The 16,586-nt window shown below is 74.9% G+C and carries 13 protein-coding genes; 7 read left to right on the forward strand and 6 right to left on the reverse strand.

Annotated features, from left to right (window positions below):
* Nucleotides 1–130: 130 nt before the first annotated feature.
* On the reverse strand, nt 131–2,155 hold the full coding sequence (locus GYH36_RS17230) for a SpoIID/LytB domain-containing protein (RefSeq protein ID WP_162290480.1): 2,025 nt from the start codon (nt 2,153–2,155) through the stop codon (nt 131–133).
* Between the two features lie 158 nt (nt 2,156–2,313).
* Between GYH36_RS17230 and GYH36_RS17235 the strand changes: the two genes are divergently transcribed.
* Nucleotides 2,314–3,378 (forward strand): hypothetical protein, encoded by a 1,065-nt coding sequence (locus tag GYH36_RS17235; protein ID WP_024839393.1) that lies wholly within the window; start codon nt 2,314–2,316, stop codon nt 3,376–3,378.
* Nucleotides 3,379–3,388: 10 nt separating this feature from the next.
* Here the strand turns inward: GYH36_RS17235 and GYH36_RS17240 are convergent, their stop codons facing one another.
* Genes GYH36_RS17240 through pseB form a run of 3 tightly spaced genes read right to left on the reverse strand, consistent with a single transcriptional unit; the run spans nt 3,389 to nt 6,947 of the window.
* The gene (locus GYH36_RS17240) at nt 3,389–4,831 is read right to left on the reverse strand and encodes a lipopolysaccharide biosynthesis protein (protein WP_162290481.1); all 1,443 of its coding nucleotides are present in this window, start codon (nt 4,829–4,831) and stop codon (nt 3,389–3,391) included.
* Nucleotides 4,828–5,976: a UDP-4-amino-4,6-dideoxy-N-acetyl-beta-L-altrosamine transaminase gene (gene pseC / locus GYH36_RS17245; RefSeq protein ID WP_312028693.1), complete on the reverse strand. Its 1,149-nt coding sequence runs from the start codon at nt 5,974–5,976 to the stop codon at nt 4,828–4,830. Before pseC ends, GYH36_RS17240 begins: the two co-directional genes overlap by 4 nt.
* Nucleotides 5,973–6,947, reverse strand: coding sequence for a UDP-N-acetylglucosamine 4,6-dehydratase (inverting) (pseB, locus tag GYH36_RS17250; protein ID WP_231492782.1), 975 nt, complete (start codon nt 6,945–6,947; stop codon nt 5,973–5,975). Before pseB ends, pseC begins: the two co-directional genes overlap by 4 nt.
* A gap of 85 nt (nt 6,948–7,032) precedes the next feature.
* Here pseB and GYH36_RS17255 point away from each other — a divergent pair, with 85 nt between their 5' ends.
* Complete coding sequence (locus GYH36_RS17255) at nt 7,033–7,776, forward strand: cytidylyltransferase domain-containing protein (protein WP_312028694.1); 744 nt, start codon at nt 7,033–7,035, stop codon at nt 7,774–7,776.
* Nucleotides 7,773–9,251: a bifunctional UDP-2,4-diacetamido-2,4,6-trideoxy-beta-L-altropyranose hydrolase/GNAT family N-acetyltransferase gene (locus GYH36_RS17260; RefSeq protein ID WP_162290483.1), complete on the forward strand. Its 1,479-nt coding sequence runs from the start codon at nt 7,773–7,775 to the stop codon at nt 9,249–9,251. Before GYH36_RS17255 ends, GYH36_RS17260 begins: the two co-directional genes overlap by 4 nt.
* Before the next feature lie 63 nt (nt 9,252–9,314).
* Here GYH36_RS17260 and pseI read toward each other — a convergent pair whose 3' ends face one another.
* Entirely contained in the window at nt 9,315–10,379 is a 1,065-nt protein-coding gene (gene pseI / locus GYH36_RS17265) for a pseudaminic acid synthase (RefSeq protein WP_115943009.1), read from the reverse strand.
* A gap of 214 nt (nt 10,380–10,593) precedes the next feature.
* Here pseI and GYH36_RS17270 point away from each other — a divergent pair, with 214 nt between their 5' ends.
* Together GYH36_RS17270 and glf are read left to right on the forward strand one after the other, a co-directional pair.
* A complete protein-coding gene (locus tag GYH36_RS17270) occupies nt 10,594–12,600 on the forward strand; it encodes a DUF6541 family protein (RefSeq protein ID WP_162290484.1) in 2,007 nt (668 codons plus the stop codon).
* 61 nt (nt 12,601–12,661) lie between these two features.
* A complete protein-coding gene (glf, locus tag GYH36_RS17275; RefSeq protein WP_115943007.1) occupies nt 12,662–13,849 on the forward strand; it encodes a UDP-galactopyranose mutase in 1,188 nt (395 codons plus the stop codon).
* A 66-nt stretch (nt 13,850–13,915) separates the two neighbouring features.
* Here the strand turns inward: glf and GYH36_RS17280 are convergent, their stop codons facing one another.
* On the reverse strand, nt 13,916–14,716 hold the full coding sequence (locus GYH36_RS17280) for a TIGR03089 family protein (protein ID WP_162290485.1): 801 nt from the start codon (nt 14,714–14,716) through the stop codon (nt 13,916–13,918).
* A 179-nt stretch (nt 14,717–14,895) separates the two neighbouring features.
* On the opposite strand from GYH36_RS17280, the gene GYH36_RS17285 reads away from it, so the two are divergent.
* Both GYH36_RS17285 and GYH36_RS17290 read left to right on the forward strand, forming a co-directional pair.
* Nucleotides 14,896–15,225, forward strand: coding sequence for a WhiB family transcriptional regulator (locus tag GYH36_RS17285; RefSeq protein WP_024839383.1), 330 nt, complete (start codon nt 14,896–14,898; stop codon nt 15,223–15,225).
* A gap of 125 nt (nt 15,226–15,350) precedes the next feature.
* Complete coding sequence (locus GYH36_RS17290) at nt 15,351–16,562, forward strand: glycosyltransferase family 2 protein (protein ID WP_162290486.1); 1,212 nt, start codon at nt 15,351–15,353, stop codon at nt 16,560–16,562.
* Nucleotides 16,563–16,586: the final 24 nt, after the last annotated feature.

A 16,586-nucleotide genomic window follows, 5' to 3' on the forward strand; every position in this document is an offset into this window, starting at 1 on the left:
TCCGCCGCAATGGCCTGCGGCGGCTTCACCCGTCGCCGCCCTTCGGGGGCGGGTGGGCCCCCTACCTCTTGCGCGGGGGCGGGGCCCGCGGCCGGGCGCCCCCGGACCCGGTCGGTGACGGTCTCGTCGGTCAGAGCAGGCGGTCGTACACGGTCCAGCCCTGGCCGATCGCGCGGCGCGCAGAGAACGCGCTCCCGTTCCACGGGTAGAGATACAGCGCGCCCGAGGCGTCCGAGGCCAGGACGTCAGGCCGGCCGTCCCCCGACCAGTCGCCCTGCACGGTCAGCAGACGCATCGTCTGCCAGCCGTTGCCGATGACGATCGCGCCACGGACGGAACCGTCGCCGCGGCCGCGGTACAGGAGCAGGCGACCCGCCGAGTCGCGCGCGACGACGTCGGCCGTGCCGTCGCCGTCCATGTCGCCGGCGCCCACGACCGCGGTCATGATCTGCCACCCGCTGCCGATCGCGCGGCGGGCCGTGACCCGGCCGGTCCCGTCGCCCGGGTAGAGCCAGAGCGTGCCCGCGTCGTCCACGGCGAGGACGTCGGCGCGCCCGTCGCCCGTCATGTCGCCGGGCGACGCGAGGAACGCCATGATCTGCCACCCGGTGCCCACCTGCTGTCGTGCCGCGAGCCCGCCCGCGCGGTTCGACGGGTAGAACCAGAGCGTGCCGCCGCCGTCGATCGCGAGGATGTCGCCGTTCCCGTCGCCGTCGAGGTCGGCGCCGTCCGTGACGTGCCGCATGACCTGCCACCCGGTCCCGATGCGCCGGGCCGCGGTCGCGAAGCCCCCGGACCGGTTGCCCTCGTAGGACCTGAGCTCGCCGGCGGGCGTGCGCGCGGTGAGGTCGGGCCGGCCGTCGGCCGTCGTGTCCGGCTCGAGGCGCGAGGTGCCGGTGACCTTCCACCAGGCGCTCCGCAGGCCGAACGCGGTCCGGAAGGCCGCGCCCGTCACGGTCCGCGAGCCCGTGGACCCCGCGATCACGACGTTCTCGACGCGCCCGCCCCACTCGCCCGGGCCGGTGCGGCTGACCACGGTGATCGACTGCGGCGTCCCGACCGCCGGGTACGCCGCGCGGAGCTGCGCCGCCGTGATGCGCACGCTCCACGCGTGCACGGGGTTGCCCTGCGCGTCCCACGGGTCCCGCTTGGCCACGAGGTAGGGGGCGCTCCCGGTCGCGGTCCACCCGCCGTTCGACGAGCTGAACTGGGTGAAGGCCGGTGCGCCCGCGTAGTAGAGCGTGACGCCCGACGTCGCGGAGATCGCCGCGTCGGTCGCGGCCGCCTCGTGCGGGGTGACGGCGCCCGCCGCGCTGAGCGAGCGCACGCCCCGGTACACCTGGCACGCCGTGTCGTCGCACGTGTGCCACGCGGCGGTCGGGCGGGAGGCCCGGTTCTGCGAGGCGTAGGTCCGGGCCGCGACGGCCTGGGCGCGCAGCGCGTTCGCGGGCCAGCTCGACGGCATCTCCGCGGGCACGACCGAGCGCAGGTAGTCCTCCATGCGCACGGCGTTGACGGAGGCGAGTCCGGGTGCGGCGCCGTCGGCCACGGCGCGCACGGACCCGCGGTACTCGCGCCGCGAGCCGTCGGGCAGCACGACCTGGACGGTCGTCGCCGGCGACGTCGACAGCGAGATGAAGCCGGGCGACGCGCTCTGGGACCACAGCCGCCACGTCGAGCCGACGAGCCCGAACAGCACGAAGCCCGTGTCGTTGGCGTTGCGCAGCACGCGCCACTGGCTGACGGTCGCCCCCGGGAACCCGATGCTCCGCGGGACGCCCCGCGCGTCGGACATGACCATGCCGGGTGCCGCCACGACCCGCAGGTCGTCGTCGGTGTCGGACTTGAGCAGCACCCGCAGCTCGGTGCTCGCGACGGTGGTGGCCGTGGTGCCGGGGTAGTAGAAGTCGAGGATCTGCCGGTAGGTGGAGCCGCCGGCGGCCGCGGCGCGCGCCCCGTACTGCGACATGCCGATGCCGTGGCCGTAGCCGCGGCCGGCGACGGTCATGGTGCTGCTCGCCGTGAGCGTCACGCGCTCGGTCGTGGTGACCGACGCCTGCGCCGGGGGGCCGGCCGCCGCGACCGGGCCGAGCAGCGCCGCGAGCAGCAGGGCGACGAGGAGGAAGCCCCGTCGACGGGGTCTGGTCAGGCTCATGGTGCGCGTCCTCCTCTTTCTCCCGCCAGGCTAGGCACGCGGCGCCGGGGCCGCACCCCGCACGGACGGCGGTCGGTATGCTGGGCGCGCGTCGCCCGGGGTGCGTCCCGTCCGACGGCGCACGCACGTGGACGCGTGCCCGGAACCGGAGAGGCTGGATGGAGTCCCAGAACCACTACTACGGTCACAGCCGTGCCTTCGCGCACTACCTCGGCGAGGACGGCCCGCGGCACATCGCCGGGCTCGTCCAGCACGGGTGGACCGCGCTCTCGCCGGTGACGACGCACTTCCGGGACTTCCCGTGGCTCGCGAGCCCGACCTACCGCGGCCCGAACCGCCTCCTCGTGTGGAGCCACCGCTCGCGCGCGTGGGACCCCGCGTCGAGCGCCCCGACGACCGCGGTCGGCGCACCCTTCGCGTACGAGGCCGTGAGCCGCGGGCTCCAGGACAGCCCCCGGGGCGAGGGAACCGTCATCCTGCCCGTGCACGGGATCGAGACGCAGGCGATCTCCGGCGACCACCGCGCCGCCGCGCGCCGGTGGTTCGACTCGGAGGGGCCGTCCACCGTCTCCATCTACTGGAGCGACGCGCGTGACGAGCGGCTCGTCGACGCCTACCGCGAGGCGGGCCACCGGTGCGTGACGCTCGGCGCCCGCACCGACCCCGACTTCCTCGCCCGGCTCGTCGGGCTCGTCGCGGGCAGCGCCCGCGTCGTGTCGAACCGCCTCTCGACGCCCGTCGTGTACGCGGCGTGGCTCGGGCGGTCGGTCGGCGTGTACGGCGACCCGATGCTGCTCGACTCGGAGGACCGGAGCTCGCTCGAGCGCCTCGAGCGGACCTGGCCCGAGCTCTACGGCTACGAGACCGACGACGACGCCGCGCGCGCGGTCGCGACGGACGAGCTCGGGGCGGGGGACCTCCTCGAGCCCGACGCCCTGCGCCGTGCGCTGGGCTGGGACCGCCGCCGAGTCGCGCCGTTCGTGCGGCACTGGACGACGTCGCCGGTCGAGCGGGCCCTGGTCAACGTGCGTCGCCGGAGCGGCGCTCCTGCTCCCACGGCCCCGAAGCCCGCGGCCGGCGAGCAGAAGCCGGCCGAGGCGTCGTCCGGGATCGACCTCGCGTGGCTGCGCGCCGCCACGTCCTACCTGCCGCGTCCGCTCGGCGGCGCGCGGGCATCGTCGTCGGAGCCCATCGAGCTCGACGGGTCGGCACCCGCGGCCTGACGACCGCCGACTACCGCCGGAGCGCGGTGCGCAGCGGCGCGAGCAGCACCGCGGCGGCGAGCAGCGCGACCGCCGCGCGGAGCACGGTCCACCAGCCCGTCGCCGTGGGCAGCAGGACCGCCGCGGCGGCGCACGCGACCACGACGGCGAGCGTGACCGGCGCGAGCGGAGGTCGCCACGGACGGTCCACGAGGACGGCCTGCGCGACCGTCGTGAAGAGCGCGAGCAGCAGGTACATCACGGCGTAGGACGCCCCGACGGCCACGAGCCCCCACACCGGCGCGGCGAGCACCGCGGCGACGATGCCGAGACCGACGGCGGCCGGCGTGGAGACCGAGAGCACGCCCGTGCGCCCGCGGACGAGGATGAGGTGGCTGCTCGCGAGGTAGTAGACGGAGGCGACCGCGGAGAACGACGCGAGGACGACGGCGGGCACCATGGCCTCGTGGTCGTACGTGGGCGGGGACGCGATCTGGACGAGCAGGGGTGCCGCGAGGCAGACGGCGGCGACGAGCGCGCCGACGACGCGCAGGATCACGCGCGTGGTGCTCGTGAGGCGCGCGTGGCGCGTCGCGGGCGGCTCCTTGTAGATGAGGGGCGCCCAGGCGTTGTTCAGCGCGCCGGTCAGGACCGTCGCCCCCGCACCGAGCGTGAGGACGATGTTGGCCGTGCCGCCCGCGTCGAGCAGTCGGTCCGCGACGACGACGAGGCCGGCGATCGCGACGTAGATCGCGATCTGGTGGGGCACGGTCGGGGCGCCGAGGCGCAGCGCGCGGCGCAGCCCCACCCAGCTCGTGTCGCGGGGGCCGGACCGCAAGGTCACCGCGACGCCGGCCAGCGCCGAGAGCACGTAGCCCGCGGCCAGCGCGGCGAGGTACGCCGTGCCCGTGCGCTGCCCGAGCAGGACGACCACGAGCCCGACGGCGGGGCCGACGAGCGTTCCCCCTGCGGCGAGGAGGACGAACGGCACGGGGCGCTCCGCGCCGCGCAGGTACGCCTGGACGACGATGACGACGCCGCCGCCGAGCGACGCCACGACGGCGAGGGCGAGCGCGGCGTCCCACGGCCGGCCGAGCACGGCGGGACCCCACAGGGGCCCGAGCGCGAGGGCGAGCCCCGCGACGAGCACGCTGATGAGGGACGACTGCACGACCAGCCCCCGGGCGCCGCGGGCGCCCGCCTCCCCGAGGATGTACTCCCGGGTGATCGCGGCCCCCATCCCCAGGGCGACGAGGATGACGCCCACCTGGACGACGACCGTCCCGAGCGCGACGACGTCGTACTCGCGCTGGGACAGCAGGCGCGTGATGAGGGGGATGACGACGAGCGAGGCGACGGCCGGGGCCGCGCTCCCGGCGGTGTAGATCGCCGCGCGCGACGCGACCCGGCGAGGGCTGTCGCCCGTCGTCCCGGCCGCGGGCTCGACGCCCGCGCCGTCGTGCCCCGCGGTCACCGCGCGGTGGCGAGTGCGTGCCGCGTCGCGTCGACGACGCGCTCGACGTCGGCGTCCGTCAGGCCCGGGAACATCGGGAGCGAGATCTCGCGCCGGTAGTAGCCCTCCGCGACGGGGCACTGGCCGCGCCGGTAGCCGAGGTCCTCGAACACCGGGTGCCAGTACGCCGGGATGTAGTTCACCTGGACGCCGACGCCCTGGGCGCGGAGCGACTCGAAGATGGCCCGGCGACGGTCGGCGGGCACGCGCAGCGGGTACAGGTGCCACGCGGGCGCGGCGCCCTCGGGCCGGACGGGGAGCTCGACCTCGTCGAGGTCGCGGAACGCCTCGTCGTAGGCGGCCTTGACCTCGGCGCGGCGCGCGACGAACGCGTCGAGGCGCGCGAGCTGGCTCGTGCCCACCGCGGCGAGCACGTCGGGCAGCCGGTAGTTGAGGCCGAACGCGTGCACCTCCTGGTGCCACGGGCCCTCGTCGGGGTAGCGCTGGGCGGCGCGGTCGCGCACGAGGCCGTGGTTCTTGAAGGACCGCGCCCGTGCGGCGAGCGCGTCGTCCGCCGTCACGACGGCACCGCCCTCGGCCGTCGTGAGGTTCTTCGTCGGGAAGAACGAGTACGTCGTGAGGTCGGCGAGCGAGCCCACCGGGCGACCGTCGAGCGTCGAGCCGATCGAGTGCGCCGCGTCCTCGAGGAAGAGCAGGCCCTTGCGGTCGGCGAGGTCGCGGAACGCGGCGGCGTCGACCGGCACGCCCGCGTAGTCGACGCCCGTGACGACGCGCGTGCGCTCCGTCACCGCGGCCTCTGCCGCGCGGGGGTCGAGGTTGCCCGTGCCGGGGTCGACGTCCGCGAAGACGACGGTCGCGCCCTGCAGCGCGGCGGCGGCGGCGGTCGCGACGAACGTGAGCGGCGTCGTCACGACCTCGTCCCCGGGGCCGACCCCCGTGGCCGCGTACGCGACGTGCAGCGCGGCGGTCCCCGAGGTCACGGAGACGGCGTGCGGGACGCCGGCGCGCGCCGCGACGGCGGCCTCGAACCGCTCGACCTCGGGCCCGGTGGTCAGCCAGTCGCTGCGCAGCGCGGCGACCGCGGCCTCGACGTCGGTCTCGTCGATCGACTGCCGGCCGTAGGGCAGCATCGGCTCCGCGCTCACGACAGCTCGAGGAGCTCGCGGATGTCCTCCACGGAGAGCCACTGGTCGTTCGTGTCGGACTGGTAGGCGAAGCCGTCGGCCACCGGCTCGCCGTCGGCGGGCGTCTCGTAGCCCCAGCCGCCCACGTACGGCATGACGACGTAGCGGTCGCCCAGGCGCACCGTCCGACGCGAGTCGTCCGGGGCAATCATCTCCTCGTGGAGCTTCTCGCCGGGGCGGATCCCGACCTCGTGCTGCGCGGCACCCGGCGCGATCGCCTCCGCGAGGTCGACGACCTTCATGCTCGGGATGCGCGGGACGTAGAGCTCGCCGCCCTCCATCATCTCGAACGAGTCGAGGACGAACTGGACGGCCTGGGGGAGCGTGATCCAGAAGCGGGTCATGCGCTTGTCCGTGATCGGCAGCGACTTGCCCTCGGCCGCGAGCGCCTTGAACTTCGGCACGACGCTGCCGCGCGAGCCCATGACGTTGCCGTAGCGGACGACGCAGAAGCGCGTCTCGTAGGCGGCCGCGTAGTTGTTGGCGCTGACGAACAGGCGGTCGGCGCAGAGCTTGGTCGCGCCGTAGAGGTTGATCGGGCTCGACGCCTTGTCGGTCGAGAGCGCGACGACCTTCTTCACGCCCGCGTCGATCGCGGCCTCGACCACGTTCTGCGAGCCCGTGACGTTCGTCGCGATGTACTCGAACGGGTTGTACTCCGCGGTGTCGACCTGCTTGAGCGCCGCGGCGTGCACCACGTAGTCGACGCCGTGCATCGCGCGCTCGAGGCGGCGGCGGTCGCGCACGTCGCCGATGAACCAGCGCAGGCGCGGGTCGTCGCCGAACTGCGCGCGCACCTCGAACTGCTTGAGCTCGTCGCGGCTGAACACGACGATGCGGCGCGGGTCGTGGTTGTCGAGCACCTCGCGCAGGAACGCCTTGCCGAAGGAGCCGGTGCCGCCCGTCACGAGGATCGATGCGCCAGTGAGCATGGACATACGGAACTCTTCCCGTCAGTCGGAGGATTCTCGCCGGACCGGCTTCGCCGCGGCCGAGCGCATGGAGCATTATGGCACGGTGCATGAGACCCCCCAGAAGGTTGTGGCCGTGATCCAGGCGCGGACGGGGTCGTCCCGTCTGCCCGGCAAGGTCCTGCGTCCGCTCGCCGGCCGACCCGTCCTCGCGTGGATGGTGCGCGCGGCGACGGCCGCGCGCGGCGTCGACGAGGTGGTCGTGGCGACCTCGACCGCGCCCGGCGACGACGCCGTCGCCGAGCTCGCGTCCTCCCTCGGCGTCCGCGTGGTCCGCGGGAGCGAGGACGACGTGCTGTCGCGCTTCGTGCTCGCCCTCGAGGAGACGTCCGCGGACGCGGTCGTGCGGCTCACCGCGGACTGCCCCCTCGTCGACCCGGTGCTCGTCACCCAGGTGGTGGCGCTGTGGCGCGCCGACCCCACGCTCGAGTACGTCGCGACGACGCTGCAGCGCACGCTGCCCCGCGGCCTCGACGTCGAGCTCGCCTCGCGCGGCGCCCTGCTCGCCGCGGACGCCGAGGCGCGCGACCACCACCGCGTGCACGTCACGTCCTACCTCTACGCGGCGGACCGCGAGTTCCGGCGCCTCGGCGTCGTCGTCGCGCCGGCGGCGAACGACCTGCGCGTGACGCTCGACACACCGGAGGACGCGACCGCGATCGAGGCGGTCGTGGACCGCCTCGGCGACGCCCCGCCGCGGTGGCAGGACGTCGTCGACCTCCTGCGCGCGAGCCCCGAGCTCGTCGCGGCGAACGCGTCGGTGCGCCAGAAGGCGCTGACGGACGGATGAGCCACGCGCTGCTGCGGTGCGACGCGACGCCCGAGGGCGGCGTCGGGCACCTGGTCCGGGCGCTGGCCGTCGCGCGCGCGGCCCGGGAGGCGGGCTGGACGGTCTCGCTCGCGGGCGAGGTGACCTCGGCGCTGGGCCGCGACCTGCTCGCGGAGTCGGGCCTGGAGCGCGTGGGCGTGCCGCCCGACGGCCTCGCCGTCCTCGCCGCGGAGCAGGGCGCCGTCCTCGTGCACGTGGACGACTACGCGACGGGCCCGGGCGCGCGGGCGGAGCTCGACCGGGCCGGCGCGCTCCTGTCGTCGATGGAGGACGGCACCTTCGGCCGCCGGCCGGCGGACGTCGTGGTCGACTCGACGCGCGGCGCCGAGGACGCGGAGCGTCCCGACGACGGGTCCGGCCTCGTGCTGCGCGGGATCGCGTACGCGCCGATGCGCGAGGACGTGCTGCGCGCGCGGGAGCAGCGCCGGGCCCGGGCCCCGCGCGAGCCGGGCGCGCCGCTGCGCGCGCTCGTCGTCGCGGGCGGGACGGACGCCGTCGGTGCGGCCGCGGTGCTCGCGGGCGTCGCGCGGGCGACGGGGCGAGTGGGCGAGCTCGTCGTGGTGGCGCCCGCGGCGCGCTGGGACGACGTGCGCACCGCGGCGGGGGACGACGTCGACCTCCGCGAGCCGTTCCCGGGCGTCCTCAGGCTCGCCGCGGACGCCGACGTGGTCCTCAGCGCGGCCGGCACGACCGCCTGGGAGCTCGCGTGCGTGGGCGTGCCGACCGTGCTGGTCGCGGTCGTGGACAACCAGGTGCCCGGGTACGAGGCGGCGGTCGCGCGGGGTTTCGCGCTGGGGCTGGGCACGCTCGCGGGGCTGCGCGAGGACGCCGCGGCCGGGGCGCGCCGCCTCGACGGGCTGCTCGACCGGCTGTCGCGGCACGAGCGCCCGGACGGCGTCGACGGCCGCGGGGCGTCGCGGATCGTCGGGGCGTGGGACGCGGTGTTCCGGGAGCGGACGCGCTCGCTCGCGCCCGACGGCCGCACGGTCGCGCGACCCGCGACGTCCGAGGACGCCCTCGTGCTGCTGCGCTGGCGCAACGACCCGTCCGTGCGGGCGGTGTCGCGGTCGTCCGAGCCGGTCCCGTGGGGCGCGCACCGGGCCTGGCTCGCGCGGGTCCTCGAGGACCCCGAGCGCCGGCTGTACGTCGTCGAGAGCGGGGGCGTCCGCGTGGGCACCGTGCGGTTCGACCGCCGGGCGGCCGACGAGTGGGAGGTCTCCATCACCCTCGCCCCCGAGGCGCGCGGGCGGGGCATGGCGGGCGCCGTCCTCGGGGCGGCGGAGGACGCGTTCGCGGCCGACGGCCCGCCCATGACGCTCGTCGCCGCGATCCTGCCGGACAACGCCCCGTCGCAGCGGCTGTTCGTCCGGGCGGGCTACGCCCACGTGCCGGGGCGCAAGGACGGCGACTTCGACGTCCTGGTCAAGGCCCGCTGACGCGAGGAGCGGTCGCCGTCCGGTCGGACGACGACCGCTCCGGGCGGTGCGTGGTGGGCTCCGTCAGACGAGGTCCCACGTGAGCGGCGTGCCGCGCACGACGTCGGTGCTGAACGTGCGGCCCAGGACCGTGTCGAGGTGCACCGGCTCGAGCCCGCCCGCCGGCCGGATCGAGCGCACGTTCGCCGGCGTCACCTCGTCGCCCGCCCGCACGTCCTCGACGACGAAGAGCGACCGGCGCAGGCGGCGGCTCTCCGCCTCGCCGGCGGTCGGGCCCACGTGGACCGACCCGAGAGCGAGCCAGGCGCGCTCCGTCTCGGCGGCGAGCGCGGCGAGCTCCTGGGGCTCGAGCGAGAAGTCGGAGTCGACGCCGCCGTCGGAGCGCGCGAGCGTCACGTGCTTCTCGATGACCGCCGCGCCCAGGGCGACCGCCGCGACCGCGACGCCGATCCCCATGGTGTGGTCGGAGAGGCCCGCCACGACGTCGAACGTGTCGCGCAGCACGGGGATCGTGCGCAGGTTCGACTCCGCCGGGGAGGCCGGGTACGACGACGTGCAGCCGAGCACGACGATCTGGTCGTTGCCCTCGGCGCGGATGGTCCGCACGGCGAGGTCGACGTCGGAGATGTTCGCGGCGCCCGTGGACAGCACGACCGGCTTGCCGGTGCGCGCCACGCGGCGCAGGAGGGGGATGTCGCCGATCTCGAGCGACGCGATCTTGTACAGCGGGGCGTCCAGGTCCTCGAGCAGGTCGACGGCCGTGTCGTCGAACGGGCTGGAGAACGGCACGAGGCCGTGCTCGCGCGCGCGCTCGAAGATCGGCGCGTGCCACTCCCACGGGGTGTGCGCCTCCTCGTAGAGCTGGTAGAGGTTCTTGCCGCCCCACAGCTCGTGACCCTCGCTCACGCGGAACGCCGGGCCGTCCGCGTCGATCGTGATGGTGTCGGCGCGGTACGTCTGCAGCTTGACGGACTGGGCACCGCTCTCGGCGATCATGTCGACGATCGCGAGGGCGCGCCCGAGGTCGCCGTTGTGGTTTCCCGACATCTCGGCGACGACGAACGGACGGTGGTCCTGACCGATCCGGTGCTGGGCGACGGTGAGGCTCCGCGAAGGCGTGGTGGGCATGGGGCAGACTCTATCCGAGCGCCCGGTCCGCTCCGCGGGCCCGTCGAGCCACGCGCGACCCGCCGCGGCGTTCGCACGCACGACCTCCGACGGACGCACCCCGTCCACCGGACGGCCACAGACGGTTGGTACGCTGCGCGAGTTTGCCCGGAGCGAGCGGCTCGGGGGACCCCACCCGGACGGGGAACGCGTCCGGACGACTGCAGGAGGCGTTGTGCTCGAGTGGCTCCCGACGGCCTGGATCGGGATCCTGGCGGTGCTGCTGCTGTGGGTCCCCGGACTCGCGGTGGGGTACGCCGGCGGTCTGCGCGGGCTCGTCGCCTGGGGGTCCGCCCCGCTCGTGTCGTCGGCGCTGATCGGCGGGGCCGCGATCGTCGCGGGGTTCGCGGGCGTGCCGTGGTCGGTGCTCGTCGTCGCCGCGGCCACCGTGCTCGCCGCCGCCGTCGCGTGGGGCGTCCGCGCGCTCGGGGGAGGGTGGCGCTCGCCCCGGGTCGACCGGTCGAGCCCCGTGTGGCGTCGCGTCCTCGTCACGGTGGCCGTGAGCGTGGTCGTCGCCGGCGTGCTGCAGGCGCGGCGGCTCATGGCCGCCATCGGCGGGCCGGACCACGTCTCCCAGACGTTCGACGCGCCGTACCACCTCAACTCGGTCCGGCTCATCCTCGACAGCGGCGACGCGTCGTCGCTGCACATGACGCTCACGACGCCCGACGCCACGACCTCGTTCTACCCGGCGCTGTGGCACGACGTCGTGTCCCTGCTCGTGCAGCTCTCGGGGAGCAGCGACGTCGTGGTCGCCGCCAACTGGACCACGCTCGTCGTCGCGTGCCTCGTCTGGCCGGCGTCGATGCTCGTCCTCGCGCGCGGGCTGTTCGGCCCGCGGCCGGTCATGCTCGGGCTGACCGTCGCCGTCTCGTTCGCGATGACCCAGTTCCCCAACCAGCTCTCCGGGTTCGGCATCCTCTACCCGAACCTGCTGGCGTACGCGATGCTGCCCGCGCTCCTCGGCCTCGCGTGGCTCACGCTCTGGCGGGCGCGCGGGCGGGGGCGCCTGGTGCCGCTCGCGTTCGTCGGCGTCGGCGCGGCCGCGATGGCGCTCGCGCAGCCCAACGGCCTCTTCACGCTCGGGTACGTCGCGGTCCCGCTCCTCGGGCACTGGGTCGCCCACGTGAGCGTCCGGGCGTGGCGCCTGCGGCGGAGCGTCGTCGGCGCGGTGGTGCCCGGCGTCGCGCTCGTCGTGCTGTGCGTGGTCGCGTACTGGGCGGCCGGGCAGGTGTCGCTCGTCGAGGAGTTCCGGACCCAGGTGTCGTGGCCGGCGCGCGCGACGACCGGCGACGCCGTCAACGACGCCCTGACGCTCGCCGCCATGCACCCGTCGGGCTCGAGCAACATGCTCGTGGCCGGGCTCGTCCTCCTCGGCGTCCTCGTGTCCGTGTTCGTCGCGCGCTGGCGCTGGCTGCCGATCGCCTACGTGGTGCTCGCGTGGCTGTTCGTCGTCGCGTCGAGCGCCGACGGCGCGACGCGCGCGCTGCTGACCGGCTACTGGTACGGCGACGTCCAGCGCCTCGCCTCCCAGCTCCCGCTGCTCGCGGTGCCGCTCGCGACGATCGGGCTGACCGTCGTCGTCGCGGGCGTCGCGAGCCTGGTCCGCGGCACGCCGGGCACCGGCCGGGCTGCCCGCGCCGTCTTCTCGGTGCCCGCGCTGGCGGTCCTCGCCGCGCTGGTCCTCCTCGTGGTCCTGCCGCGCACCGCGCTGTTCAAGGACTCCTACGACTACGTCGCCCGCCGCTACGTCGTGTCGCCGGAGTCGACGACGAGCACGCTGCTCGACGAGTCGGAGATGCGCATCCTCGACGAGGTCGACCGGATCGTGCCCGAGGACGCCGTCGTCGCCGGGCAGCCGTGGGACGGGAGCGTGCTCGTGTGGGCGCTCACCGACCGCGAGACGCTCTACCCGCACCTGCGCATGCCGCTCGAGGGCGACCGGGCGGTCGTCGCGGAACGGCTCAACCAGGCCGGCGAGGACCCGGAGGTCTGCGCGGCCGTCACGCGCCTCGGGCTCGAGTACGTCCTCGACCTGGGCGGGGAGAACTTCTGGGGCGACGACGGCGCCCGGTTCGCCGGGCTCGACGGCCTGGTCGCCGCGGGGGTCGCCGAGGAGGTCGCGCGCGTGGACGACTCCCGGCTCCTGCGCGTCACGGCGTGCGAGGGGACCGAGGGCTGACGACCGGGCGTCGTGCCCGGGATACGCTGTGCGGCGTTGAGACCGAGAGCTAGGAGTGTGCGTGGACGCGGATCTTGTCGTCGTGGGATCGGGCTTCTTCGGCCTGACCGTCGCTGAGCGGGTCGCCGAGGAGTACGGCCGGAAGGTCCTCGTGATCGACCGTCGGCCGCACATCGGCGGCAACGCGTACAGCGAGGCGGAGAAGACGACGGGGATCGAGGTGCACCGCTACGGCGCACACCTGTTCCACACGTCGAACGAGCGCGTCTGGGAGTACGTCAACCGCTTCACCGCGTTCACGGGCTACGTCCACCGCGTGTACACCACGCACCGGGGCGAGGTCTTCCCGATGCCGATCAACCTCGGCACGATCAACCAGTTCTTCCGCTCGGCGCACGGCCCGGACGCGGCGCGCGCGCTCGTCAAGGAGATGTCGGCCGAGCTCGGCGGCAAGAAGCCGGAGAACCTCGACGAGCAGGGCGTGTCGCTCATCGGCCGCCCGCTGTACGAGGCGTTCATCCGCGAGTACACGGCGAAGCAGTGGCAGACGGACCCGCGCGAGCTGCCGGCGTCGATCATCTCCCGCCTGCCCGTGCGCTACACGTACGACAACCGCTACTTCAACGACACGCACGAGGGTCTGCCCGTCGACGGGTACACCGCGTGGCTGGAGCGCATGGCGGACCACCCGAACATCGAGGTGCGGCTCGGCGTCGACTTCTTCGACGAGTCGCAGCCGGTGAGCAAGGGCAACGTCGTGGGCAACGTCCCCGTCGTCTACACCGGCCCGGTGGACCGGTACTTCGACTACGCCGAGGGCGACCTGTCGTGGCGCACGCTCGACTTCGAGGAGGAGGTCCTCCCGGTCGGTGACTTCCAGGGGACCTCGGTGATGAACTACGCCGACGCGGACGTGCCCTACACGCGCATCCACGAGTTCCGCCACTTCCACCCGGAGCGGGACTACCCGACGGACAAGACCGTCATCATGCGCGAGTTCTCGCGGTTCGCCGAGCGCGCCGACGAGCCGTACTACCCGGTGAACACGTCGGCCGACCGCGCGCGCCTGCTCCGGTACCGCGACCTCGCGGCTGGCGAGAAGGACGTGCTGTTCGGCGGGCGCCTCGGCACCTACAAGTACCTCGACATGCACATGGCCATCGGTGCGGCCCTGTCGATGGTCGACAACAAGCTCGCGCCGCACTTCGGCCGCGGCGCCGCGCTCGAGAGCGGCGGCGTCGACGCCTGACCGGTCCGCACGGCACGACGCACGGTGGCGCGCACCCCGCGGGGTGCGCGCCACCGGCGTCCTCGGTCAGTGCACCGGGGCGGCGGTGACGCGCTCGGTGGCGACGAGCCGCTCGAGCGCGGGCCCGTCCTCGTCGAGGGTGCGCGACCGACCGGGCGAGAGCAGCACGACGGACCCGTCGTCGGCCAGGACCGCGACCAGCGCCCGCAGGACGTCCGCGACGGCGCCCGTGCCGCGCAGCAGGACGCGGGACCCGGGGGCCGCGCCCGCGGGGGCCGGCGCCTGCGCGACGAGGTCCGCGTGCCCGACGGCGTACCCGTCCGGTCCCTCGACGGCGGTCGCCGTCGGGTCGGGGTCGGGCGCCCAGCCCACCTGGTCGCCGTAGGTCATGACGGCGCTCGCGGCGTCGACGGCGCCCGCCGGGAGGTCCGCGTCGAACCGGCGCGCGAGCGCGGGCAGGGCGACCGCCACGAGGTCGGCACGGGTGCCCGACCACCGGCCGGGGCGGGTGGTCACCACGACGTCCGGTCGCGTCGCGGCGGGCTCGGCCGTATCGTCGTCCTCGACGAGGACGACGGTCGCTCCGACGCGCCATGCGGCGAGCGCCCAGACGGTCGTGCGCCAATGCGCGGGAAGATCGAGAAGGATGCGCGTCCCGGGGCTCGCGTCGAATTCCTCGACGAGAAGGTTCGTCGTCTTGTTCACCCAGTTCTCGAGCACCGCGCCCGAGAGCTCGACGCGTTCGCCGTCGTCGCCGTACCACGTGAGCCGCGGCCGGCCGGGTTCCCGGACGAGGAGTCGGAGCAGGTCAGAGACGTCGTCGGGGCGGTCGGCGCGGGGTGCGCGTGCGTGGGGAGCGGTCACCATGGACACCACCCTAGAACGCTGATATGCGCTCCCGGGATGTCGGAATTTCACCCCGGGCCTCCTCCTCGCTATCACATTTCGGCTTGACGCCCGAGGACGACACGCGTGTAATTTCTTCAATGCAGTTTCCAGCGGGGTTCTCGCCGCGAGGCCTTGCGAACGGCATGAAGGGGCGCACGATGTGGAACATGCTGGACGGGGCGGGAGGGGTCTTCCCCTCCGACGCTGAACGAGACGTGGAGCGGGTGGCACCGGTGCTGCCGCTCTTCGGCGAGCCGGTCGACGACTCGCTCATGGGATGGCAGGAGCGGGCGCTGTGCGCCCAGACCGACCCGGAGGCCTTCTTCCCGGAGAAGGGCGGGTCGACGCGCGAGGCGAAGAAGGTCTGCACGGGCTGCGAGGTCCGGGCGGAGTGCCTCGAGTACGCGCTCGCCAACGACGAGCGCTTCGGCATCTGGGGCGGGCTCTCCGAGCGCGAGCGCCGCAAGCTCAAGCGTCGCGTCGTCTGACGCCGCGCCGCCCGGCCGCGTGCTCGCGCGCCGTCGGGCGCGTCGTGACGGGGTCCGACACCCCGCCACACCGGGGAGCGCAAATACCGCGCCCGGAGCCGTGTCCGTCGCATGATCGACGGGACATGACTTCCTCCGACCTGACCACGTCCGCGCGCAGCGCCCGTCCCGGCGACGTCACCCCGGGTGCGGCGGCGCGCGCCGCCGCGGTGCCGGGCGTCGTCGCGGCGCCCGAGATCGTCGCCGCCGTCACCGGGGCGCTGCCCGTGGTGACGACCGTGACCGCCGTCGTCGTCACGCGCGGCCGCACGCCGTTCCTCGCGCGCACGCTCGAGGCGCTGCGCACGCAGACCACGAGCCCGCACGAGGTCGTCGTGGTCGACGCCGCCGCCGGGGACGCGTCGAGCGAGCACCAGGGCCTCCAGCTCGGCGACGCGCGGTTCGTCGCGGCGCCGCGCGCGCGGTCGTTCGGCGACGCGGTCGACGTCGCGCTCGGCAACGTCGACCCGGGCACGTGGCTGTGGCTCCTGCACGACGACTCGGCGCCGGCGCCCGACGCGCTGGCCGAGCTCCTGCGCGCGGTCGAGCACTCGTCGGCCGTCGCCGTCGCGGGGCCGAAGCAGGAGCGCTGGGACCCGGGCACGGGGCGCGAGCCCGCCCCGCCGTTCGAGCCGGGGACCGCGAGCCGGCTCGTGGAGGTGGGCGTCACGACGACCCCGCTCGGGCGCCGCATGACGGGGATCGACGACGACGAGATCGACCAGGGCCAGCACGACGCGCGCGACGACGTCCTGGCGGTCGGCCTCGCGGGCGCGCTCGTCCGGCGGTCGGTGTGGCAGGAGCTCGGTGGGACGGACCCGGAGCTCGGGCCGTTCGGCGACGGGCTCGACCTGTGCCGCCGCGCGCGCCTCGCCGGGCACCGCGTGATCGTCGTCCCGTCCGCGGTGGTGCGGCACGCCCAGGCGTCGCTGCTCGGCCTGCGCGAGCGCCGACGCGGGTCGAGCACGCTGCCGGCACCCGACCCTTCGTCGTCCTACGTCCAGCGCCGCCGCTCCCAGCTCCACGCGCGCCTCGTGGGCGTGGCCGCGCCGTGGCTGCCGTTCGTCGCGGTCGCGATGGTCCTCGCCGCGCCGTTCCACGCCGCGTACCGGCTCCTCGTGAAGCAGCCCGGCCACGCGCGCGACGAGCTCGTGGCGCCGCTGTGGGCGCTCGTCCGCGTCGGCCCGGTCGCGCGGGCGCGGCGCTCGGCCCGCCGCACGCGCCGGCTGCCGCGTCGCACGCTGCGGCCCCTGCGCCGGTGTCTTATAAACATAGGACGCGGCCGACGCAGAGGATAGTGTTGTTATCGGGGGTGGCCGTTT

Source organism: Cellulosimicrobium composti, from assembly GCF_010287905.1.
In the GTDB taxonomy this organism is placed as follows: domain Bacteria; phylum Actinomycetota; class Actinomycetes; order Actinomycetales; family Cellulomonadaceae; genus Cellulosimicrobium; species Cellulosimicrobium composti.